Genomic DNA, 20635 nt, shown 5'->3' on the forward strand with positions numbered 1-20635 from the left:
TGATGCACAAAAATATAACAAAATTGCTGGCTGGGGTAGCCTGTCTGTTTGCATTTGGCGTCTCGGCGCCAAGTTTTGCCGATGCGCCTGCGAAAACCGAACCAGCAGCCACCACGGCCGCCGTCGCCACGCCGGAAGTGGCGCCATTGGCCGTTCCTGCCGCCGCACCGGCCGCCACCACCGCCGCCGCGCCGGCACCCGCTGCCGCGCCTGCGGCCGCACCGGTGCCCAATAAAGGCGATACCGGCTTCATGATGATCTGTGCGTTGCTGGTAATCCTGATGACGATACCCGGCCTGGCCCTGTTCTACGGCGGCCTGGTGCGTTCCAAGAACATGCTGTCGATCCTGATGCAGGTGTTCGTCGTGTTCGCGCTGGTGATCGTGCTGTGGTGCGTGTATGGCTACTCGCTGGCCTTTACCGAAGGCAATGCGTTCTTCGGCACCTTCGCGCGCTCTTTCCTGAACGGCATCTGGGATCCGGCCACCGGCACCTTCGCCGTCGCCGCCACCTTTACCAAGGGCGTGGTGATTCCTGAATTCGTCTTCGTCGCCTTCCAGGGCACGTTTGCCGCGATTACCTGCGCGCTGATCATCGGTGCCTTTGCCGAACGCGCCAAGTTCTCGGCCGTCCTCGCCTTCGTGGTGCTGTGGTTTACGTTCGCCTACATTCCCGCAGCGCACATGGTCTGGTTCTGGACCGGTCCTGACCTGATCACCAATGCGACCACCGCCGCAACCGAAGCGGCCAAGGCTGGCTGGATCTGGCAAAAAGGCGCGCTGGACTTCGCCGGCGGCACCGTAGTGCACATCAACGCCGCCGTTGCTGGCCTGGTTGGCGCGATCATGATCGGCAAACGCGTCGGTTACGGCCGCGAATCGATGGCGCCGCACTCGCTGACGATGACCATGATCGGCGCGTCCTTGCTGTGGGTAGGCTGGTTCGGTTTCAATGCCGGTTCTTCGATGGAAGCGGGCGACCTGGCTGCATTGGCTTTCGTCAACACCCTGCTGGCCACCGCCGCCGCCACGTTGTCGTGGGTCTTCGGTGAATGGATTACCAAAGGCAAGCCATCGATGCTGGGCGGCGCTTCCGGCGCGGTTGCCGGCCTGGTGGCCATCACTCCTGCGGCCGGTTATGTCGGCCCGATGGGTGGCCTGGTCATCGGTCTGCTCGCTGGCGTGATCTGCCTGTGGGGCGTGACTGGCCTGAAACGCCTCATCGGCGCCGACGATTCGCTCGACGTATTCGGCGTGCACGGCGTCGGCGGCATCCTGGGCGCCATCCTGACCGGTGTGTTTGCCGCGCCACAACTGGGCGGCCAGGGCATTTTCGACTACGTCACCAACAAAATGTCGGCCGACCCGTATTCGATCGGCCATCAAGTGTGGGTGCAAACCCAGGCCGTCGGCACCACCATCATCTGGTCGGCCTTGGTGTCCGTGATCGCCTATAAACTGGTCGACATCGTCATCGGCCTGCGCGTACCGGAAGAAGAAGAGCGTGAAGGCCTGGATATCAGCAGCCATGGCGAGCAGGCTTACCACGGTTAATTGTTAATTTCCTGATACGGCCGCGCTGCGGCGCAACGTATCAGTGTTGTTTTGCCTGAAAGGCGCCTCATCGAGGCGCCTTTTTTTTTGTGCACGGCAACGATGAGACCTTTAAAACAAGGCTTATGCCCCGATTTGGGCTACTTACACGGTAATATAGTCGGCAGTTCTGTGTGCTTTTTTGAATACTGCACATAATTTAAGGATGTAACTATGGTTCCCCATCTCGTCACGGCCCTGACCGGACCGCTGCTCGACCTCGAAAAAAAGATTCTCGCCGCCACGCCCGCCATCGAGCGCTGGTTCCGCATGGAATGGCAAGAGCACACGCCGCCCTTCTATTGCTCGGTTGACTTGCGCAATGCCGGCTACAAGCTGGCCCCGGTCGACACCAATCTGTTCCCTGGCGGCTTTCATAACCTGGCCACCGAAATGCTGCCGCTGTCGGTGCAGGCGGCGATGGCTGCCATCGACAAATATTGCCCGGATGCCCGCAACCTGCTGATCGTGCCGGAATTGCACAACACCACGCCGCAGTATCTGCAGAACGTGGCGCGGCTGATGCAGATCTTCCGCCAGACGGGGCTGCATGTGCGTTTCGGTTCCTGGTCGCCCGAGATCACCCAGCCCACGCCGCTGGCCCTGCCGGACGGCAATATGCTGGTGATCGAGCCGCTGGTGCGCCTGAACAATGGCCGCCGCCTGGGCCTGAAGGATTTCGATCCGTGCACGATTCTGCTGAACAACGATTTGTCCGACGGCATCCCCGAGATCCTGCAAAACATTCATGAGCAAAGCTTGCTGCCGCCCTTGCATGCGGGCTGGGCCTTGCGCCGCAAGAGCAACCACTACGCGGCCTACGATGAAGTGGTGAAAAAGTTCTGCAAGATGATCGACGTCGATCCGTGGATGCTGAACCCCTTCCACGCCAAATGCAGCGGCGTGAACTTCCAGGAAGGCGAGGGCGAAGACGCGCTGGCCGCCGGCGTCGATGTGTTGCTGGCCAAGATACGCAAGAAGTACAAGGAATATGGCATCAAGGAAAAGCCGTTCGTCATCGTCAAGCCCGACGCGGGAACCTATGGCACCGGCATCATGACGGTGCGCGATGCCAGCGAAGTGCGCGACCTGTCGCGCAAGCAGCGCGAAAAAATGTCCATCGTCAAGGATGGCCAACTGGTGACCGACGTCATCATCCAGGAAGGCGTGCCGACCTTTGAAAGCATCAAGGATGCGGTGGCCGAGCCGGTCGTCTACATGATCGACCGCTATGTGGTGGGCGGCTTTTACCGCGTGCACGCGGAGAAGGGCGTGGACCAGAACCTGAACGCGCCGGGCTCGCAATATGTGCCGCTGGCGTTTGCCCAGCAGCATGCGGTGCCGGACCTGAAAGCCAAGCCCGGCACGGCCGCGCCGAACCGCTTCTATGTCTACGGCGTGGTGGCGCGCCTGGCTTTGCTGGCGGCGTCGCTGGAAATGGAACGCACGGACCCCAATCCCGAAGTGTATTGATGCGCTGACGCAGGACCGGCCCGGCGGGAGCAGCACCCCGCCTGGCGATCTCGGCTAGAATCAAGCCTTCTTCTTCCCGCATTCCGACTGGACCGCCTCATGAAAATTGCATTCCTCGCCGATCCGCTGGCAGGCTTCAAGACCTACAAAGATTCCACTTTCGCCATGATGCGCGAAGCGGCCCGCCGCGGCCACGCCATCTACGCTTTCGAGCAGAAGAACATGGCGCTGGAAGAAGGCATCGTCACGGCGCAGGTGCAACAGATCACCCTGACCGGCGACGAGCATGACTGGTACAAGGTAGTGGCGACCGAGGAAGTGCGCCTGTCCGTGTTTGACGCCATCATCGAGCGCAAGGACCCGCCGTTCGACATGGAATATGTGTACGGCACCTATTTGCTGGAACTGGCCGAAAAGCAGGGCGCGCGCGTGTTCAACAAGCCGTCGGCGATTCGCGACAACAATGAAAAGCTGGCTATCGCGCAGTTTTCGCAATTCACGTCGCCGACCCTGGTGACGTCGAACGAAGCGCGCCTGCGCGCCTTCCACGCCAAACACCAGGATGTCATCTTCAAGCCGCTCGACGGCATGGGCGGCACCGGCATCTTCCGCGTCAAGGCCGACGCCCTGAATCTGGGCGCCATCATCGAGACCCTGACCGACAACGGCGCGCAGACCATTATGGCCCAGCGTTTTATCGCCGACATCGACAAGGGCGACAAGCGCATCCTGGTGATCGGCGGCAAACCGGTGCCGTATTGCCTGGCGCGCATCCCGCAAGGCGGCGAAGTGCGCGGCAACCTGGCCGCCGGCGGCAAGGGCGTGGCCCAGCCACTGACGGCGCGCGACCTGGAAATCGCCGAAAAGCTCGGCCCCATCCTCGCCGGACGTGGCCTGATGCTGGTAGGATTGGACGTGATCGGCGACTACCTGACGGAAGTGAACGTCACCAGCCCGACCTGCTTCCAGGAAATTACGCAGCAGACCGGTTTTGATGTGGCCGCCATGTTTGTCGATGCGGTCGAGCAGGGCGTGGCGCAGTCTGCGGCGCACGCGGCATAAGGAAACCATATGGTAGGGATTTTGCTCATGACACACGCGCCGCTGGGCCAGGCATTCATTGCCGCCTGCGCGCACGTGTTTCGCGGACCGACCGAGCGTTTTGAAGCGATCGACGTGCTGGCCGACCAGGACCTGGCCGAGGTTCAGCAACTGGCCTCGGCCGCCATCTGTCGCCTCGACGATGGTGCCGGCGTACTGGTGATCACCGATGTCAAAGGCGGCACGCCGTCGAACTGCTGTAACAAGCTGGCCGATGCGGGCCGCGTGGAAGTGATCGCCGGCATCAGCCTGCCGATGCTGCTGCGCGCCATCACGTACCGCCGCGACACGCTCGACGTGGTGGTCGAGATGGCGCTGGCCGGTGCGCAAAGCGGCGCCGTACGCGTCGACAACCGCATTCGCGTCGGCGAATAAAGCAGGCCATGGCCGCCGCGCTGAAGGCGGCGGGAGTTTTTTTTCAGGAATAGAGACTAGACAAAAATGATTCAAAAAGAACTCGAAATCATCAACAAACTGGGCCTGCATGCACGCGCCTCGGCCAAATTCACCCAGATGGCCGCACGCTACAAGAGCGATGTCTGGCTGACCCGCAATGCGCGCCGCATCAACGCCAAGTCCATCATGGGCGTGATGATGCTGGCCGCCGGCAAGGGCGCGAAAGTGACCCTGGAAGCGGACGGCGCCGATGAAGAGGCCTGCGTCGAGGCCCTGACCGCCCTGATCAACGACAGGTTTGGCGAAGGCGAGTAATGTCCGCCGAACGCAGCCGCAGCCGCCTTCCCACAGGTCATCCCATGGCATCTTTCACGCTCCACGGCATTCCCGTCTCGCGCGGCATCGCCATCGGCCGCGCGCATTTGCTGGCGCCGGCCGCCCTTGACGTCAAGCATTACCTGGTCGCCCAGGAACAGATCGAGGGCGAGGTATTGCGCCTGCAAAACGCGATTGCCGCCGTCCACAAGGAATTGCAGACCCTGTGGAACGAGCTGCCGAAAGACGCCCCCACCGAGCTGGGCGCCTTTATCGATGTGCATGCGCTGATCCTCTCCGATCCCATGATTTCCGAGGCGCCGCTCGACATCATCCGCTCGCGCCACTACAACGCCGAATGGGCGCTGCTGACGCAAATCGATGAGTTGTCGGCCCAGTTCGACGAAATCGAAGATCCGTATCTGCGCGAGCGCAAGGCCGACATCCAGCAGGTGGCCGAACGGGTATTGAAAGTCTTGCTGGGCACCGAGCAGCTGTTGCCCAAGGCGGCGGCCGAAGACGAATTCACGGCGCAGATGATTGTCGTTGCGCACGATATCTCGCCGGCCGACATGCTGCAGTTCCGCGACCGCTCGTTTGTCGGCTTCATTACCGATGTCGGCGGGCAGAATTCGCACACGGCCATCGTCGCGCGCAGCCTCGACATTCCGGCGGCGGTCGGCATGTCGCAGGCCTCGACCCTGATCGAACAGGACGACTGGCTGATCATCGACGGCGACGCCGGCGTGGTGATCGCCAACCCCAGTGCGCTGGTGCTCGAGCAATACCGCGAGCGCCAGGTGGCGATGCAGCGCGCGCGCAAAAAGCTGGGCAAGCTCAAGAAAACCCCGGCCGTCACCAAATGCGGCACGGCCGTGACGCTGCTGGCCAATATCGAACTGCCCGACGACTGCGCCTTTGCGCTCGAATCGGGCGCGGTCGGCGTGGGCCTGTTCCGCTCCGAATTTTTGTTCATGGGCCGCGCCCACAAGATCCCGTCCGAGGACGAGCAGTTCGAAGCCTACCGCCAGACGGTGCTGTCGATGAAGGGCAAGGTGGTCACCATCCGCACGCTCGACATCGGCGCCGACAAGCCGCTCGATCAGTCCGACCATACGGCGCTGAACCCTGCGCTGGGCCTGCGCGCGATCCGCTACTGCCTGGCCGAACCGCAGCTGTTCCTGACCCAGCTGCGCGCCATTTTGCGCGCCTCGGCCTACGGCAAGGTGCGCATCCTGATCCCGATGCTGGCGCACGCCTTCGAGATCGACCAGTCGCTGGCGATGATCGCGCAGGCCAAGGCGAGCCTGCGCGAAGAGGGCGTCAAGTTCGACGAGGCCGTCGAAGTGGGCGCCATGATCGAGATCCCGGCCGCCGCGCTGGCGCTGCCGATGTTCGTCAAGCGGCTCGATTTTCTGTCGATCGGCACCAATGACCTGATCCAGTACACCCTGGCGATCGACCGGGTCGACTACGAAGTGGCGCATTTGTACAACCCGCTGCATCCGGCCGTGCTGCAACTGATCTCGATGACGATCGCTGCCGGCCACAAGGCGGGCATCGACGTGGCCGTCTGCGGCGAAATGGCCGGCGACGTCAAGCTCACGCGCTTGCTGCTGGGCCTGGGCCTGCGCGAGTTTTCCATGCATCCGGCCCAGTTGCTGGCCGTCAAGCAGGAGATCCTCAATAGCGACCTGGCGCTGATCGCGCCACAAATGCGCAAAATCATGCGCTCGATGGAGCCAAATGTGATTGCCGAAGCGGTCCACCAGCTGCAGCTGATGTAAACTGTCGTTTCAACACCAGCAGGACGCATTGCGCGCGGCAAGATGCGTCCTGCTGAAGCTGCGGAGCCTTTCATCGCGACTCCGCATCGATCATGGCCCGTGGGGCCGCCCCCTAGATAAACCGACACGCACATGTCATCCATTGGAATCGTTTCGCCGCAAACCATGTATTTTGCGCAACCCCTGCAGCTGCAAAGCGGCGCCTCGCTGCGGGACTATCTGTTGATGTATGAAACCTACGGCACCCTGAACGCCGACAAATCGAACGCGGTGCTGGTCTGCCACGCACTGAACGCCTCGCACCATGTGGCCGGCACCTATGAAGGCGAGCCGAAAAGCACCGGCTGGTGGGACAATATGGTGGGCCCGGGCAAACCGCTCGACACCGACCGGTTTTTTGTGATTGGCGTGAACAACCTCGGTTCCTGTTTCGGCTCGACCGGCCCCATGCATGTCAACCCGGCCACCGGCAAGCCGTATGGCGCCGCGTTTCCCGTGGTGACGGTGGAGGACTGGGTCAGCGCGCAGGCGCGCCTGGCCGATGAACTGGGCATCAATCAGTTCGCCGCCGTGATGGGCGGCTCGCTGGGCGGCATGCAGGCGCTGGCCTGGAGCATCATGTATCCCGAGCGCTTGCGCCACTGCGTGGTGATCGCCTCGACGGCCAAGCTGTCGGCGCAAAATATCGCCTTCAACGACGTGGCGCGCCAGGCGATCCTGTCCGACCCCGACTACCATGGCGGCGACTTTTATGAACACGGCGTGGTGCCGAAGAACGGCCTGCGCGTGGCGCGCATGGTCGGCCATATCACCTATCTGTCAAACGACGACATGGCCGAAAAATTCGGCCGCAAGCTGCGCGACGCGGCGCAAACGGGCGCCTACAAATTCGGCTTCGGCATCGATTTCGAGATCGAATCGTATCTGCGCTACCAGGGCGACAAGTTCTCCGAGTATTTTGACGCCAACACGTATTTATTGATTACCAAGGCGCTCGACTATTTCGATCCGGCGCGCGCCCATGGCGGCAACCTGGCCAGGGCGCTGGCCGGTACAAAGGCGAAATTTTTCATCGCTTCGTTTTCCACCGATTGGCGCTTTTCGCCCGAACGCAGCCGCGAAATCGTCGAGGCGCTGGTGTGCAACCGCCGCCAGGTGACGTATGCCGAGATCGATGCGCCGCACGGCCACGACGCCTTTTTGCTGGAAGACGCGCGCTACATGAACATGGTGCGCGCCTACTACGGCCAGGTGTGGCACGAGATCGAGGCCGGCCTGCCGGCCACCGTACACCATACCGCCGTGCGCCAGGGCGCGAAGGAGATCGCATGAATTTCGAAGAACTGAGCGCGCTGCGCCCCGACCTGGCCTTTATCGCCCACTGGGTGCCGGACCAGGCCCATGTGCTTGACGTCGGCTGCGGCGACGGCGTGATGCTCGAATACCTGCAAAGCAGCGGCAAGGGCTGCAGCGGCTACGGGCTGGAGATCGCCGACGACAAGGTGCTGGCCAGCACCCGCCGCGGCGTGCAGGTGATCCAGCAGGACATGGAAAAAGGACTGGCGATTTTCGGCGACAACAGTTTTGACACCGTGCTGTGCCTGTCGTCGCTGCAGATGATGAAGCAGGTCGAGCCGCTGCTGCGCGACATCGTGCGCGTCGGTACCGAGGCCATCGTCTCATTCCCGAATTTCGCCTACTGGCCGCACCGCGTCTCCTTGCTCAAGGGCCGCATGCCGGTGTCGAAATCGCTGCCCTACCAGTGGTACGATACGCCCAACGTGCGCTGCGCCACGATCAACGACTTTCGCGAACTGGCCGAGGAATGCGGCCTGGAAGTGATCGATTGCGTGGCCCTGGCCGAAGGCAAGATGGTGTCCGTGCTGCCCAATCTGCGCGGCGACCTGGCGGTGTTCCGGCTGCGCAAGAAAGCCGTGCACTGAGACACCAGGCCGCACGCGAAGCTTGGTGTAGTGCAAGATGGCGGCCAACCTGTATGCTAATGTACAAGATTGGCCCGCCAGCGCGGGCACTGTTAACCCTGATTCATGGAGCTTGATCAAATGACGCCAACCCGATCCACTTTGAAACGATTTACCGTGCTCGCCAGCCTGTGCGCGGCCACCGCGTTTGCGCCCCTGCCGGCGCTGGCGCAGGCCGTGGTGCAGGACGGCATCCAGGTACGTCCCCTGTCGAGCTCGCGCATCTTTGCCGGCGGCGTCGATTTCAACGAACAATCGAAGCAACAATATACGCAGCTGGTCAACGAAGCGAAGGAAAAAAATGCGCTGGTGCCCGACGGCGACCCGCAGGTCAAGCGCCTGCGCGCCATTGCCCAGCGTATCATTCCGTTCGCCACGCGCTGGAACGAGGCGGCCGCCAACTGGAACTGGCAGGTCAACCTGCTCAATTCCGACCAGGTCAACGCTTTTTGCATGCCGGGCGGGCAGATCGCCTTCTACAGCGGCATTATCACCAAGCTCAACCTCACCGACGACGAAGTGGCCATCGTCATGGGTCATGAAATCTCGCATGCGCTGCGCGAACACTCGCAAGCCCAGGCCGGCAAGGGCAACCTGGCCGCCGTCGGCGCCAAGCTGGCCGGCGCCGGCCTGTCGGCCTGGCTGGGCGTGGACCCGAGCATCACCAGCACCGCCACCAATATGGCGGCGCAAGGCGTGATGCTGAAGTTCTCGCGCGACGACGAGCGCGAAGCGGACCTGATCGGCATGGACCTGGCCGCGCGCGCCGGTTTTGATCCGCGCGCCGGCGTCATCCTGTGGCAGAAAATGGCCGCGCTGAACAAGGGCGCACCACCGGAATTCCTGTCGACCCACCCGTCGGGCAAGGACCGCATTTCGCAGATGAACAGCCATATGGCGCAGGTGCTGCCACTGTACGCACGCACCAGGGGCGTGTCGGTCAACGAGCTGCCGGCCTACCGCAGCAACGCCGTCGCCTCGCGCTGACATGACGGCGTCTCCACTGCCGATGCGCGATGGCGTGGCGGCCAGCTATTTGTGGCTGCCCGAAGGGCAGTGGCCCGACATGCTGGCGTTCCTGGTCGAGCGCTACCCGCAGGTCAGCGCGGCCCAGTGGATCGAACGCATGGCGCGCGGCGATGTGGTCAATGGCGACGGCGAGCAACTGCTGCCGACCAGTGCCTACCGGCGCGGCATGCGCATCTTTTATTACCGCGAGCTGGAACGCGAAACGCCGATTCCGTTCCAGGAACAGATCCTGTTCCAGGACGAGCACCTGGTGGTGGTCGACAAGCCGCATTTCCTGCCGATGACCCCTGGCGGGCGCTTCGTGCAGGAGACCTTGTTGACGCGCCTGAAGAAAAAACTCGCTTGCGCCGAACTGACGCCGATCCACCGCCTGGACCGCGAAACGGCCGGCGTGGTGATTTTTTCGCGCCGCCAGGCCAGCCGTGGCGCCTACCAGACGCTGTTCCAGCGCCGTGAAATCCACAAGGTCTATGAAGCGCTGGCGCCGCGTCTGCACGGCCGCGATTTTCCGTTCACCTACCGCAGCCGCATGGTCGACGGCGACAAGTTCTTCATCATGCGCGAGGAGGCGGGCGAGGCGAACTCGGAAACCATCATCGATGTCATCGAAGAGCGTGGCGACTTGAATCTGTACCGCTTGCAGCCGCACACGGGGCGCAAGCACCAGCTGCGCGTGCACCTGGCGTCGCTGGGCATCCCCATCGTCAACGATGCGTTTTATCCGGTGGCGCTGCCGTGCAAGGAGGACGACATGTCGCAGCCCTTGCAGCTGCTGGCGCGGGCGATTGCCTTTGCCGATCCCTTGACGGGAGAACTGCGCCGCTTCGAGAGCCGGCGCAGCCTGTAGGCCTTACGCCCGGGTCGTGTAATCGATGATCAGCGGCGCGTGATCGGAAAACCGCTCGTCCTTGTACACGCTGACCGTATGCGCCTGCGCCGCGATGCCAGGCGTGGCGACGTGGTAATCGATGCGCCAGCCGACGTTTTTCGCATAGGCCTGGCCACGGTTGCTCCACCAGGTATATTGATCTTCGCGCTTGTCGAGGCCACGGTGCACGTCGACAAAGCCCACTTCATCGAATACGCGCGTAAGCCATGCGCGCTCTTCCGGCAGGAAGCCCGAGTTCTTCTTGTTGCCCTTCCAGTTCTTCAGGTCGATCTCGTGGTGGGCGATATTCCAGTCGCCGCAGATCACCACTTCGCGCCCCAGCGCCTTTAATGTCAGCAGGTGCGGCAGGAACACTTCCATAAAGCGGAACTTGGCTTCCTGGCGTTCGGGGCCGGACGAGCCGGAAGGGCAGTAGACGGAAATGACCGACAGATTGCCGAAGTCGCAGCGCACATAGCGCCCTTCGGCGTCGAATTCAGGGCAGCCGAAACCGATATGCACGGCATCCGGCTCCACCTTGCTGTAGACGCCGGTGCCGGAATATCCCTTCTTTTCGGCGTAGTGAAAATGGCCATGGTAGCCGTGCGGGTTGAGAAACTCGGGCGTCATGTCGGGCAGTTGCGCCTTGAGTTCCTGCACGCAGATGAAGTCGGCCGTTTGCGTGCCCATCCAGTTGAAAAAGCCTTTTTTGGCGGCGGAACGGATGCCGTTCAGGTTGGCGGAGATAATTTTTGGCATAGAAGGCAAGGGAAAGGGCGCGGGCCGCAAGGGGCGGCGCGGCATGGCGATTGTCTCGCCGGTGCGCGCGGATTAAAATACAGGCACTTTTAAAAAATGAGGCTCATGTGAATAATTTACGCCAGCAGTTTATCGCGTTTTCGGTATCCAAGGGAGTCTTGCGGTTCGGCGAGTTCACCACCAAGGCCGGGCGCCAGTCGCCGTACTTCTTCAACGCGGGCCTGTTCCATGACGGCGCCACCCTGGCCGAACTGGCCCAGTTCTACGCCCAGACCCTGCTCGATTCCGGTGTCGAATTCGACATGCTGTTCGGCCCCGCCTACAAGGGCATCACCCTGGCCTCGGCCACCGCCGTGGCGCTGGCCGGCAAGGGCCGCAACACCTCGTTCGCCTTCAACCGCAAGGAAGCCAAGGACCATGGCGAAGGCGGCACCATCGTCGGCGCCAGGCTTGCTGGCAAGGTCGTCATCATCGACGACGTGATCTCGGCCGGCACCTCGGTGCGCGAATCGGTGGACATGATACGCGCCGCCGGCGCCGAACCGTGCGCCGTGCTGATCGCGCTCGACCGCATGGAACGTTCCGGGCCGGACGGCCAGCTGTCGCCAAGTTCCGCAGTGCAGGAAGTGACGAAACAATATGGCATTCCTGTCATCTCGATCGGCAACCTCGACGACCTGTTCGCTTACCTGAACGGCGATGGCGCCGATCCGGAACTGCTCAAATACAAGCAAGCCGTTTCCGCCTACCGTACGCGCTACGGGATCTGAAGCCCTTGAACGTCCTGTTTGTCTGCAGCAGCAACCAGTAGCGCAGCCCCACGGCGCAGCGGGTATGGCGCCGCCATCCCGCGCTGTCCGTACGTTCTGGCGGCACCAGCAGCAATGCGCGCCATCCCGTCAGCGAGCAGGATGTGGGCTGGTGCGACGTCATCTTCGTGAGGGAAGAAAAACACCAGTCGCGCCTGCGCGCGCAGTTCGGCCGCCTGCTTTGACACAAGACCATCCATGTGCTCGATATCCCGGACGACTACAAGGGGAGAACGGAGGAAATGGAAAAAATCGGGCGCTATATCGTCGCTGGCGGCCATTGCTGCGCCGTGTGCTTGACGCGCAGGATTTCGATTTTCTTGGTCAGTACCCGGTAGATCACGATATAGCTTTCGTGCGCCACCAGCTCGTGGGTGCCGCGCTTTCGCCCGGTGCGGCCGAGGTTCGGATGGGTCGCGAGCGGCGTCACCTTGCCCTCGATGAGGTCAATCATTTTTCCGGCACTGGTCGGGCTGTCCTTGGCGATGTGCTGGCCGATCCTGATCAGATCGTTGATGGCTTGTTTTTTCCAGTGGATGGCGTGCACGCGCTTTCCTTATGCCAACTTGATCGCGGCGCGAACCTGGCGCATCGCCTCGTCATGCGGGATGGTCGGGCTGGTGTCGTCGATGGCCTCCTGCACCTCGGCCTTGAGCCATTTCGTGTAGGCGGCCGCTGCGTGCGCGTCCTTCATGGCGGCGGCGCGATCCGGGCGCTTGGCGGTGCTGGCGCTGTGCGGGTCGTAGTTCACGGCGTCCACGTCGAAGCGCGCGATACCGACCCCTTTCAGGTATTCGACCAGCGTTTCGAGCTTGCGGAAGATCCGCACCTGGTGGCTGCGCTGCGTCGCCAGGGCGCGCTCGGTCATGCCGTATTTGACCAGGATGCCCCAGCCGCCGTTCTGGCCGACCACGTGTGCGCTGCGTACAACGCCGGCCTCGGCCAGCTTGGTCAGGGTGGTGTGGTCAATCGTTTCGGTCGTCATGCTTTTTCCCTCTGTGTGCGGAACGTACAATAGTTGGATTATCCGCAAATAATAGAAGATTGCAAGGACCGATTTTGTTGGCCGCGCCAAGAAATTGACATAAGGCTGCTTGCGCGAACATGGCACGTCCTGGCGCAACGGAACGCAAAACCGGATCAGGCACGGCTTGGCGTCCGATTTTTTTCGAATTCTGTGTTCTCCCCGACAAGTTCATGCAGCCGGAGTTGGTGGAACAGCTGGAATCGTCGGTGGCATCCATCTTGGGTCTCGATTGAGGTTGTTTATTCCAGCCACGGTTTGATCGCCGAATGCAGGCCCAGCGCAAACAGGCCGGCAAAAAAGTACTTTTTGAACAGCTCCGGCGCAATGCGCCCGCGCAGCCACTGGCCTGCCAGCATGCCGGCCAGCGCCGGCAGCAGCGCGTAGCCTGACGCCTGCGCGTCACCCAGGTGGAAATTGCCTTGCAGCGCCAGGCTGGCTGCCAGCGCCACGGTCGATGCCGTAAACGCCAGGCCCAGCGCCTGCACCAGCGCATCGCGCTGCAGCCCCAGGCCTTGCAGATACGGCACGGCCGGTATCACGAACACGCCGGTGGCCGCCGTCACCAGGCCCGTCAGCGCGCCGATCAGGGGCGCCAGCAGCCGTTCATGGCGCGGTGCCACCGCCAGCCGCAGCGAACACAGTCCCGCCAGCGCATACGCCATCAATGCCACGCCCAGCGCCACCACGGCCCACGCCCCGCTGTCTTGCGGCAGCAGCGCGCCGCCAAGCAGGGTGCCAGCCATGGTGCAGGCCAGCAAGGGCCATAGCCGGTGCAGCAGGGCACCCAGGCCGGGGCCTGTGGCCAGTTGCCAGACATTGGTCACCATCGACGGCACGATCAGGAGGGCGGCGGCCTCTACCGGCGGCATCACCAGGCTGAGCAGGCCCATGGCCACCGTCGGCAAGCCCAGGCCCACTACGCCCTTGACGAAGCCAGCGAGAATAAAACTGGCGCCGATGGCCAGCAGCAACGAGGTTTCCATGATTGGTGTCAAGTAGTGAGGGTGGGGCGATTCTGCGCGTGCCTGCGCGGTTTGGAAAGCGCGATTATCGAGCACCAGCCTCAGTTTGAAACGAAGGCTGCTAAGATGGCGGCAGGAGGGAATCATGCGTTTCGATCTGGTCGATTTGCAGCTGTTCGTGCATGTGCTGGAAGAGGGTAGCCTGACGGCGGGCGCCGCGCGCAGCCACCTGGCGCTGGCGTCCGCCAGTGCCCGCGTGCGCGGCATGGAAGACGCGCTGGGCATGCCGCTGCTGCTGCGCGGGCGGCGCGGCGTAACAGTCACACCGGCCGGCCAGACCCTGCTGCACCATGCGCGGCTGGTGCTGCTGCAGATGGACAAGCTGCGCGGCGAGCTCGGCGAATTTGCGCGTGGCCTCAAAGGGCAGCTGCGCCTGCTGTGCAATACCTCGGCGCTCAGCGAATTTTTGCCCGAGGCGCTGGCCACGTTCCTGGAGCGCCATCCCAACCTCACCATCGACCTGGAAGAGCGGCTCAGCTACGATATCGTCAAGGGCGTCTCGGAAGGTCTGGCCGATATGGGCATCGTCTCCGATTCGGTCGACCTGCGCGGCTTGCAGACGTTTTTGTTCCGGCCCGACCGGCTGGTGGCGATTGCGGCCTTTGAGGGGAGGCATCACTGCGCCATCGGCGACGCGCAAGCCGTCGATTTTGCGTCGCTGCTCGATCATGATTTCATTGGCCTGGCCGACGACAGCGCGCTGCAGCAGTACCTGGGCCTGCAGGCGGCGCGCCTGGGGCGGCCCTTGACAGTGCGCGTGCGCCTGCGCAGTTTCGACGCCGTCTGCCGCATGGTGGCCAGCGGTGCCGGGGTCGCCGTGGTGCCGCAGTCGGCTGCGCGCCGCTGCCAGCAGACGATGGCGCTGCGCTGCCTCGAATTATCCGATGCCTGGTCGGTGCGCAATCTGACCATCTGCGTGCGCCAGTTCAGCGAATTATCCTCGTACGCGCGCCAGTTGGTCGAGCATCTGCAGGCCTGATTGTGTAGTGTGCGATGGCGCGCGGACAGGCCGACATGACTCGCCTATAATCGATTTTATTCAAGCACAACCCAAGGAACACACCATGCGTTTATTGATTGCCCTGATTCTTCCATGGCTGACCTTTTTCACCATCGGTCGCCCGATCGCCGGCATCATCTGCCTGATCCTGCAAATCACCCTGATCGGCTGGCTGCCGGCTACCATCTGGGCCGTGTATGCGCTGAGCCAGTTCAAGACCGACCAGAAGATCGCCGAAGCCACCCGCCGTTATTGACCCTGGAGACCATCATGTACAGTTTTGCACGCAGTCATCGTGTTGCCGCCTTGTTGGGCGCGGCCCTGCTGGCTGCCAGCCTGCATGGCACCGCCCTGGCGCAGGCCGAAGGCGCGCTGCCGCCGGTGCAGAAAAGCGGCGCGGTCGAGTACCTGAGCGGCGGCATCGGCCTCGACGAATCGACGGCCATCAAGAGCGCCAGCGGCCAGTGGCCATTGAGTCTGGTGTTTTCCGTGCAGTCCGCCGCGCGCGCGCAATTTGCGTCCGACGTGAAGCTGGAAATTCGCGATGCGAAAGGCGCGCTGGCGCTGGACGCCACCGCCAGCGGGCCGTATCTGCTGGCGCGCCTGGCGCCGGGCAGCTACAGTCTGCGCGCCACCTTGGCCGGCAAGACTTTGGAACGCAAGGTGCAGGTGAAACAGGGCGCTTCGACCCATATGGAACTGGTCTGGCCGGCCGGCACCAACCAGTCCTGAGGGCTTACGCCGCAGTTGACACGTTCAGCACGCGGCCTTCTGTGGCACTTTGCAGCGCCAGTTCGATCAGCCTGATGGTCGCCAGCGCATCTTCGGCGGCCACCGGCGCCGGCTTGCCTTCGCGGATGGCGTCGGCCATGCCCTGGTAGAAATCCTGGTAGCGGCCAGGCTGCAGGTCCAGATGCTCGCACTGGCCGTCCGGCTGCGTGCCCAGGTGCAGCGCACCGCGCACGCCATCCTCGCCCCAGCCCGGCTGGCCCGGACGACCGCCCGCGCGCAAGGCGTCTTCCTGCGGATCGAGGCCGAATTTCACGAAGCTGCCCTGGTCCCCATGCACGGCAAAGCGTGCCGTCGGCGCCTTGACCAGACAGCCCGCTTGCAGCACCACGCGCAGGCGCTCGTAATACAGGACGATATGCAGGTAGTCGACTGCCTGCGCGCCATCGCGCTGCAGATCGATATCGGCATACAGTTTTTTCGGCATGCCGAACAGTTGCAGCGCCTGGTCCAGCATATGCGGCCCCAGGTCGTACAGCAGGCCACCGCCGGGCGCGGCGGACTCGCGCCAGCGCTGGCGGATCTCGGGACGGAAACGGTCGAAATGCGATTCAACACTGGTGATGCGGCCCAGGGTACCTTGCGCCAGCAGCGCTTTCAAGGTGAGAAAGTCGCCATCCCAGCGGCGGTTGTGATACACGCTGAGCACCAGCTTGCGTTCTTTGGCCAGGGCTATCAGCGTCTGCGCCTCAATGCAGGTAATGGTGAACGGCTTGTCGACCACCACATGTTTGCCCGCCTGCAGGGCCGCCTGCGCCAGGCTGAAATGCGCCTCGTTGGGCGCGGCGATCACCACCAGTTCGATGGAATCATCGGCAAACAGCTGTGCCGGATCGGCATATACCGTCGCTTCCGGCCAGTCCTTGTGCACAAGCTCCGGCTTGCTGGACGCGACAGCCGTCAGTGCCAATGCATTGACGGTGGCCAGGACGGGAGCGTGGAAGGTAGAGCCGGCAAAGCCGTAGCCCACCAGGCCGGTTTTGATTTTGTTCATGGCTGATTTACTGTGCGTGAAAGATGCCATGATCATACCTGCAAGTGCTCCTGCTCCAAAAGAAAAGGACGCCGCAGCGTCCTTTTCATGGGGAGCTAAGCTGATCAGCCAGCCAGCTTGGATTTCAGCAGTTCGGTCAGCTGGGCCGGGTTGGCCTTGCCTTTCGAGGCCTTCATGGCCTGGCCGATCAGCGCATTGATGGCCGCTTCCTTGCCGGCGCGGTACTGCTCGACCGACTTGGCGTTGGCGGCCAGCACTTCGTCGACGATGGCCGCCAGGGCGCCCGTGTCCGAGATCTGTTTCAGGCCCTTGGCGTCGATGATGGCGTCGACCAGGTTCTCATCGCTGGACTTCGCTTCCCACATGCCTGCGAACACTTCTTTTGCCGCCTTGTTCGAGATCGTGCCGTCGGCGATGCGTTTCAACATGGCGGCAAGCTGGGCCGGCGACACCGGCGCCGCGTCGAGGTCCACGCCTTCGCGGTTGACGGTCGAGGCGACGTCGCCCATCAGCCAGTTGGCGGCGGCCTTGGCGTTGTCCTGGCCGGCCTTGTCGACCACGGCAACGAAATAGGTGGCCATCGCTTTCGACTGCGTCAGCACCAGAGCGTCATAGTCGGGCAGCGCATAGTCGCTGATAAAGCGCTCGCGCATGGCGGCCGGCAGTTCCGGCATGTCGGCTTTCACGCGGGCGATCCACTCGGGCGAGATGACCAGCGGCGGCAGGTCAGGATCGGGGAAGTAGCGGTAATCCTGGGCGTCTTCCTTGCTGCGCATTTCGCGTGTTTCCTTGCGGTCCGGGTCGTACAGGCGCGTCGCCTGCACCACCTTGCCGCCGTCTTCGATCAGCTCGATCTGGCGGCGCACTTCGACGTGCACGGCTTCTTCGATAAAGCGGAACGAGTTCAGGTTCTTGATTTCGCAGCGGGTGCCGAATTCCTTCTGGCCGACCGGGCGCACCGAGACGTTGACGTCGCAGCGGAACGAGCCTTCCTGCATGTTGCCGTCGCACACACCAAGCCACATCACCAGCGAGTGCAGCGCCTTGGCGTAGGCCACGGCTTCGGCGGCGCTGCGAATTTCCGGTTCCGAGACGATTTCCAGCAGCGGCGTGCCGGCGCGGTTCAGATCGATGCCGCTCATGCCGGCGTAATCTTCATGCAGCGACTTGCCGGCGTCTTCTTCCAGGTGGGCGCGCGTCAGGTTGACGGTTTTGGTAACGAATTGGCCATCCTTTTCGTAGCCGAAGGTCAGGGCGCCGCCAATCACGACCGGGTCTTCGAACTGGCTGATCTGGTAGCCCTTCGGCGAATCGGGGTAAAAATAGTTCTTGCGCGCGAAGACCGAATGTGGTGCCACGGTGGCGCCCACGGCCAGGCCGAAACGGATGGCGCGCTCGACCGCCTGCTTGTTCATGACCGGCAGCACGCCCGGCAGCGCCAGGTCGACCGGGCTGGCCTGGGTGTTGGCCTCGGCGCCGTACTTGATCGGCGAACCGCTGAAAATTTTGGAGTCGGTCGTGAGCTGCACGTGGTTCTCAAGACCGATGACGACTTCCCATTGCATAGTGTTCTCGCTTCTTTTTATCAGTTAAACGCCGGCGGGCGCGCGCGTGTGCCAGTCCGTCACCAGCTGGTACTGGTGGGCCACGTTCAGCAGCCTGGCCTCGCCAAAGTAGTTGCCGATGATTTGCAGGCCGACCGGGCGCTTGCTGTTTTTCTCGCCCGCGCCGAAGCCGCAGGGGATCGACATGCCGGGCAGGCCGGCCAGGCTGGTCGACAGGGTGTAGATGTCGGCCAGGTAGTTCGCCACCGGGTCGTCGGTCTTGTCGCCCAGGTCCCAGGCCACGCTTGGTGCGACCGGTCCCATGATCACGTCGCACACGGCGTTCGGGCCGTTGAGCACCGCTTCGAAGTCCTGCGCGATCAGGCGGCGGATCTTTTGCGCCTTCAGATAATAGGCGTCGTAATAGCCGTGGCACAGCACATAGGTGCCGACCATGATGCGGCGCTTGACTTCGGCGCCAAAGCCTTCGGCGCGGCTTTTCTTGTACATGTCCTGCAGGTCCTTGTAGGCACTGGCGCGGTGGCCGTAGCGCACGCCGTCATAGCGCGACAGGTTGGACGACGCTTCGGCCGGCGCGATCATGTAATAGGCGGGAATCGACAGCGCCGTGTTTGGCAGCGAGATATCGACCAGGGTCGCGCCCAGCTGTTCGTATTGCGCCAGCGCACCGCGCACGGCCGCGTCCACGTCTGCGGCCAGGCCGTCGCCGAAGTATTCGCGCGGCACGCCGATGCGCAGGCCGCTCAAAGGTTGAGCGAGCTCGCGCGTAAAGTCTTCCGTCACTCCCCCTTGTTCCGGCGTAAGGCTGGTCGAATCGCGTTCGTCGAAGCCGGCGATCACGTTCAGCAGCAGTGCGCAGTCTTCGGCGGTTTTCGCCATCGGGCCGCCCTGGTCGAGCGAAGAGGCAAAGGCGATCATGCCGAAGCGCGATACGCGGCCATAGGTGGGCTTGATGCCGGTAATGCCGCAAAACGCTGCTGGCTGGCGGATCGAGCCGCCTGTATCGGTACCGGTGGCTACTGGCGCCAGGCGCGCGGCGACGGCGGCGGCCGAGCCGCCCGACGAGCCGCCCGGCACGGCAGCGGCGTCCCACGGGTTTTTCACAGCGCCGAAGGCCGAGTTCTCGTTGCCCGAGCCCATGGCGAATTCGTCGCAATTGAGCTTGCCCAGGCTGACCATGCCGGCGGCCAGGCATTTTTCCACCACCGTGGCGTCGAACGGGCTGACGTAGTCGGCCAGCATCATCGAGCCGGCCGTGGTGCGCCAGCCTTGGGTGACAAACAGATCCTTGTGCGCGATCGGCACGCCCGTCAGGGCGGTGGCGGTGCCGGCGGCGATGCGCGCGTCGGCCGCTGCGGCCTGTGCCAGGGTCAGCGCACGGTCGACGTGCAGGAAGGCGTTCGAGTCGTCGGCGGCGATGCGGTCGAGGAAATGCGTCGCCAGTGCCACGGCGGAAATTTCCTTGTTCTGCAAGAGCGCGGACAGTTGTTTGATGGATTTTGTATGCATGGCGTTTCTATATTGATATTCGACAGGGAGACTAAGGCGGGGCGCCGCTTTGGCGCGATGCTTACTCGATCACCTTGGGGACGAGGTAGAGGCCGTCCTGGACTTTCGGCGCCACCGCCTGGTAGGCCTCGCGGTGATTGCTTTCCGTGGCCCGGTCTTCGCGCAGGCGCAGCGCAATATTGTCCATATGGGCGGCCAGCGGGTGGCTCAGGGGCGCGACGCCCTCGGTATCGACGGCTTGCATTTGTTCTGCCAGCGCAAAAATTTTATTCAATTGTTCCAAAGACGTGGCGGCCTGGTCGTCGGCCATGTCGAGTTGTGCCAAATGGGCAATGCGTTTTACATCGGAGAGTGTCAGGGACATGGCGAAAGGCGCGCAGTGCACGCAATAGTATTTAAGTTGGCGCTTTGATAAAGCGCGGGTATTTACTGCTCTTTTGCTCACAAAAACTCGGAAATGCCGCCTAATTTGCGGCGGCCGGGGTCGCACTTTTCCATGGTTTTCGGGCAAATCGCATTCAAATTATAAGGTAGAATGGCGGGTTAATGCGTTGCCGGCGCCGATGGACTGCTGCCGCAGCATAGAAACGATTGCGCAAGCGCCAAGCGAACCGCCGA

24 protein-coding genes are annotated in these 20635 nt (G+C 62.8%); 14 read left to right on the forward strand and 10 right to left on the reverse strand.

What is annotated here, in order from left to right; genetic code table 11:
* Window positions 1–2: 2 nt before the first annotated feature.
* From amt to CD932_RS14015, 10 genes are all read left to right on the forward strand, one after another.
* Window positions 3–1553: an ammonium transporter gene (gene amt, locus CD932_RS13970; protein WP_094443148.1), complete on the forward strand. Its 1551-nt coding sequence runs from the start codon at window positions 3–5 to the stop codon at window positions 1551–1553.
* 213 nt (window positions 1554–1766) lie between these two features.
* A complete protein-coding gene (gene gshA / locus CD932_RS13975; RefSeq protein WP_094443149.1) occupies window positions 1767–3065 on the forward strand; it encodes a glutamate--cysteine ligase in 1299 nt (432 codons plus the stop codon).
* Between the two features lie 99 nt (window positions 3066–3164).
* Window positions 3165–4127, forward strand: coding sequence for a glutathione synthase (gene gshB / locus CD932_RS13980; RefSeq protein WP_094443150.1), 963 nt, complete (start codon window positions 3165–3167; stop codon window positions 4125–4127).
* Window positions 4128–4136: 9 nt separating this feature from the next.
* A complete protein-coding gene (locus tag CD932_RS13985) occupies window positions 4137–4541 on the forward strand; it encodes a PTS sugar transporter subunit IIA (RefSeq protein WP_094443151.1) in 405 nt (134 codons plus the stop codon).
* 66 nt (window positions 4542–4607) lie between these two features.
* Window positions 4608–4877, forward strand: coding sequence for an HPr family phosphocarrier protein (locus CD932_RS13990; RefSeq protein ID WP_094443152.1), 270 nt, complete (start codon window positions 4608–4610; stop codon window positions 4875–4877).
* A 44-nt stretch (window positions 4878–4921) separates the two neighbouring features.
* A complete protein-coding gene (gene ptsP / locus CD932_RS13995) occupies window positions 4922–6664 on the forward strand; it encodes a phosphoenolpyruvate--protein phosphotransferase (protein WP_094443644.1) in 1743 nt (580 codons plus the stop codon).
* A 132-nt stretch (window positions 6665–6796) separates the two neighbouring features.
* The gene (locus CD932_RS14000) at window positions 6797–7996 is read left to right on the forward strand and encodes a homoserine O-acetyltransferase (RefSeq protein ID WP_094443153.1); all 1200 of its coding nucleotides are present in this window, start codon (window positions 6797–6799) and stop codon (window positions 7994–7996) included.
* Window positions 7993–8607: a methionine biosynthesis protein MetW gene (gene metW / locus CD932_RS14005; protein ID WP_094443154.1), complete on the forward strand. Its 615-nt coding sequence runs from the start codon at window positions 7993–7995 to the stop codon at window positions 8605–8607. The genes CD932_RS14000 and metW overlap by 4 nt, the downstream gene beginning before the upstream one ends.
* Window positions 8608–8727: 120 nt before the next feature.
* Window positions 8728–9633, forward strand: a complete 906-nt coding sequence (locus CD932_RS14010; RefSeq protein ID WP_094443155.1) for a M48 family metallopeptidase — start codon at window positions 8728–8730, stop codon at window positions 9631–9633.
* Window position 9634: 1 nt separating this feature from the next.
* On the forward strand, window positions 9635–10522 hold the full coding sequence (locus tag CD932_RS14015) for a pseudouridine synthase (RefSeq protein ID WP_094443156.1): 888 nt from the start codon (window positions 9635–9637) through the stop codon (window positions 10520–10522).
* A gap of 3 nt (window positions 10523–10525) precedes the next feature.
* Here the strand turns inward: CD932_RS14015 and CD932_RS14020 are convergent, their stop codons facing one another.
* The gene (locus CD932_RS14020; RefSeq protein ID WP_094443157.1) at window positions 10526–11302 is read right to left on the reverse strand and encodes an exodeoxyribonuclease III; all 777 of its coding nucleotides are present in this window, start codon (window positions 11300–11302) and stop codon (window positions 10526–10528) included.
* A gap of 107 nt (window positions 11303–11409) precedes the next feature.
* On the opposite strand from CD932_RS14020, the gene pyrE reads away from it, so the two are divergent.
* A complete protein-coding gene (gene pyrE / locus CD932_RS14025) occupies window positions 11410–12072 on the forward strand; it encodes an orotate phosphoribosyltransferase (protein ID WP_094443158.1) in 663 nt (220 codons plus the stop codon).
* Here pyrE and CD932_RS28855 read toward each other — a convergent pair.
* The 5 genes from CD932_RS28855 to CD932_RS14045 are packed head-to-tail and all read right to left on the reverse strand — an operon-like array spanning window position 12060 to window position 14121.
* Window positions 12060–12392 (reverse strand): hypothetical protein, encoded by a 333-nt coding sequence (locus CD932_RS28855; protein ID WP_176460954.1) that lies wholly within the window; start codon window positions 12390–12392, stop codon window positions 12060–12062. The two genes, pyrE and CD932_RS28855, sit on opposite strands and share 13 nt — an antisense overlap.
* On the reverse strand, window positions 12371–12658 hold the full coding sequence (locus CD932_RS14035; protein WP_094443159.1) for a type II toxin-antitoxin system RelE/ParE family toxin: 288 nt from the start codon (window positions 12656–12658) through the stop codon (window positions 12371–12373). Before CD932_RS14035 ends, CD932_RS28855 begins: the two co-directional genes overlap by 22 nt.
* Window positions 12659–12667: 9 nt before the next feature.
* Window positions 12668–13096, reverse strand: coding sequence for a hypothetical protein (locus CD932_RS14040; protein WP_094443160.1), 429 nt, complete (start codon window positions 13094–13096; stop codon window positions 12668–12670).
* Complete coding sequence (locus tag CD932_RS28265; protein WP_141213249.1) at window positions 13077–13355, reverse strand: hypothetical protein; 279 nt, start codon at window positions 13353–13355, stop codon at window positions 13077–13079. Before CD932_RS28265 ends, CD932_RS14040 begins: the two co-directional genes overlap by 20 nt.
* 22 nt (window positions 13356–13377) lie before the next feature.
* Complete coding sequence (locus tag CD932_RS14045) at window positions 13378–14121, reverse strand: sulfite exporter TauE/SafE family protein (protein WP_094443161.1); 744 nt, start codon at window positions 14119–14121, stop codon at window positions 13378–13380.
* A gap of 124 nt (window positions 14122–14245) precedes the next feature.
* Between CD932_RS14045 and CD932_RS14050 the strand changes: the two genes are divergently transcribed.
* The 3 genes from CD932_RS14050 to CD932_RS14060 all read left to right on the forward strand — a co-directional run bounded on the left by CD932_RS14050 (window position 14246) and on the right by CD932_RS14060 (window position 15892).
* A complete protein-coding gene (locus CD932_RS14050) occupies window positions 14246–15139 on the forward strand; it encodes a LysR substrate-binding domain-containing protein (RefSeq protein ID WP_094443162.1) in 894 nt (297 codons plus the stop codon).
* An 85-nt stretch (window positions 15140–15224) separates the two neighbouring features.
* A complete protein-coding gene (locus CD932_RS14055) occupies window positions 15225–15416 on the forward strand; it encodes a YqaE/Pmp3 family membrane protein (RefSeq protein WP_094443163.1) in 192 nt (63 codons plus the stop codon).
* Window positions 15417–15430: 14 nt separating this feature from the next.
* Window positions 15431–15892 (forward strand): hypothetical protein, encoded by a 462-nt coding sequence (locus tag CD932_RS14060; protein ID WP_094443164.1) that lies wholly within the window; start codon window positions 15431–15433, stop codon window positions 15890–15892.
* A gap of 4 nt (window positions 15893–15896) precedes the next feature.
* Here the strand turns inward: CD932_RS14060 and CD932_RS14065 are convergent, their stop codons facing one another.
* From CD932_RS14065 to gatC, 4 genes are all read right to left on the reverse strand, one after another.
* Entirely contained in the window at window positions 15897–16943 is a 1047-nt protein-coding gene (locus CD932_RS14065; protein WP_094443165.1) for an oxidoreductase, read from the reverse strand.
* Between the two features lie 104 nt (window positions 16944–17047).
* Complete coding sequence (gene gatB, locus CD932_RS14070) at window positions 17048–18508, reverse strand: Asp-tRNA(Asn)/Glu-tRNA(Gln) amidotransferase subunit GatB (protein ID WP_094443166.1); 1461 nt, start codon at window positions 18506–18508, stop codon at window positions 17048–17050.
* Window positions 18509–18532: 24 nt separating this feature from the next.
* Window positions 18533–20017, reverse strand: a complete 1485-nt coding sequence (gene gatA, locus CD932_RS14075; RefSeq protein WP_094443167.1) for an Asp-tRNA(Asn)/Glu-tRNA(Gln) amidotransferase subunit GatA — start codon at window positions 20015–20017, stop codon at window positions 18533–18535.
* A gap of 61 nt (window positions 20018–20078) precedes the next feature.
* Window positions 20079–20381 (reverse strand): Asp-tRNA(Asn)/Glu-tRNA(Gln) amidotransferase subunit GatC, encoded by a 303-nt coding sequence (gatC, locus tag CD932_RS14080; protein WP_094443168.1) that lies wholly within the window; start codon window positions 20379–20381, stop codon window positions 20079–20081.
* Window positions 20382–20635 lie beyond the last annotated feature (254 nt).

The organism is Janthinobacterium sp. PC23-8 (genome assembly GCF_002250505.1).
Classification (GTDB): Bacteria; Pseudomonadota; Gammaproteobacteria; order Burkholderiales; family Burkholderiaceae_D; genus Janthinobacterium.

Bases quoted from the DNA above. Each gene is read 5' to 3' on its own strand.
- amt (WP_094443148.1), top strand. From the start codon at position 3: ATGCACAAAAATATAACAAAATTGCTGGCTGGGGTAGCCTGTCTGTTT.
- gshA (WP_094443149.1), top strand. From the start codon at position 1,767: ATGGTTCCCCATCTCGTCACGGCCCTGACCGGACCGCTGCTCGACCTC.
- gshB (WP_094443150.1), top strand. From the start codon at position 3,165: ATGAAAATTGCATTCCTCGCCGATCCGCTGGCAGGCTTCAAGACCTAC.
- CD932_RS13985 (WP_094443151.1), top strand. From the start codon at position 4,137: ATGGTAGGGATTTTGCTCATGACACACGCGCCGCTGGGCCAGGCATTC.
- CD932_RS13990 (WP_094443152.1), top strand. From the start codon at position 4,608: ATGATTCAAAAAGAACTCGAAATCATCAACAAACTGGGCCTGCATGCA.
- ptsP (WP_094443644.1), top strand. From the start codon at position 4,922: ATGGCATCTTTCACGCTCCACGGCATTCCCGTCTCGCGCGGCATCGCC.
- CD932_RS14000 (WP_094443153.1), top strand. From the start codon at position 6,797: ATGTCATCCATTGGAATCGTTTCGCCGCAAACCATGTATTTTGCGCAA.
- metW (WP_094443154.1), top strand. From the start codon at position 7,993: ATGAATTTCGAAGAACTGAGCGCGCTGCGCCCCGACCTGGCCTTTATC.
- CD932_RS14010 (WP_094443155.1), top strand. From the start codon at position 8,728: ATGACGCCAACCCGATCCACTTTGAAACGATTTACCGTGCTCGCCAGC.
- CD932_RS14015 (WP_094443156.1), top strand. From the start codon at position 9,635: ATGACGGCGTCTCCACTGCCGATGCGCGATGGCGTGGCGGCCAGCTAT.
- CD932_RS14020 (WP_094443157.1), bottom strand. From the start codon at position 11,302: ATGCCAAAAATTATCTCCGCCAACCTGAACGGCATCCGTTCCGCCGCC.
- CD932_RS28855 (WP_176460954.1), bottom strand. From the start codon at position 12,392: ATGGCCGCCAGCGACGATATAGCGCCCGATTTTTTCCATTTCCTCCGT.
- CD932_RS14040 (WP_094443160.1), bottom strand. From the start codon at position 13,096: ATGACGACCGAAACGATTGACCACACCACCCTGACCAAGCTGGCCGAG.
- CD932_RS28265 (WP_141213249.1), bottom strand. From the start codon at position 13,355: ATGGATGCCACCGACGATTCCAGCTGTTCCACCAACTCCGGCTGCATG.
- CD932_RS14045 (WP_094443161.1), bottom strand. From the start codon at position 14,121: ATGGAAACCTCGTTGCTGCTGGCCATCGGCGCCAGTTTTATTCTCGCT.
- CD932_RS14050 (WP_094443162.1), top strand. From the start codon at position 14,246: ATGCGTTTCGATCTGGTCGATTTGCAGCTGTTCGTGCATGTGCTGGAA.
- CD932_RS14055 (WP_094443163.1), top strand. From the start codon at position 15,225: ATGCGTTTATTGATTGCCCTGATTCTTCCATGGCTGACCTTTTTCACC.
- CD932_RS14060 (WP_094443164.1), top strand. From the start codon at position 15,431: ATGTACAGTTTTGCACGCAGTCATCGTGTTGCCGCCTTGTTGGGCGCG.
- CD932_RS14065 (WP_094443165.1), bottom strand. From the start codon at position 16,943: ATGAACAAAATCAAAACCGGCCTGGTGGGCTACGGCTTTGCCGGCTCT.
- gatB (WP_094443166.1), bottom strand. From the start codon at position 18,508: ATGCAATGGGAAGTCGTCATCGGTCTTGAGAACCACGTGCAGCTCACG.
- gatA (WP_094443167.1), bottom strand. From the start codon at position 20,017: ATGCATACAAAATCCATCAAACAACTGTCCGCGCTCTTGCAGAACAAG.
- gatC (WP_094443168.1), bottom strand. From the start codon at position 20,381: ATGTCCCTGACACTCTCCGATGTAAAACGCATTGCCCATTTGGCACAA.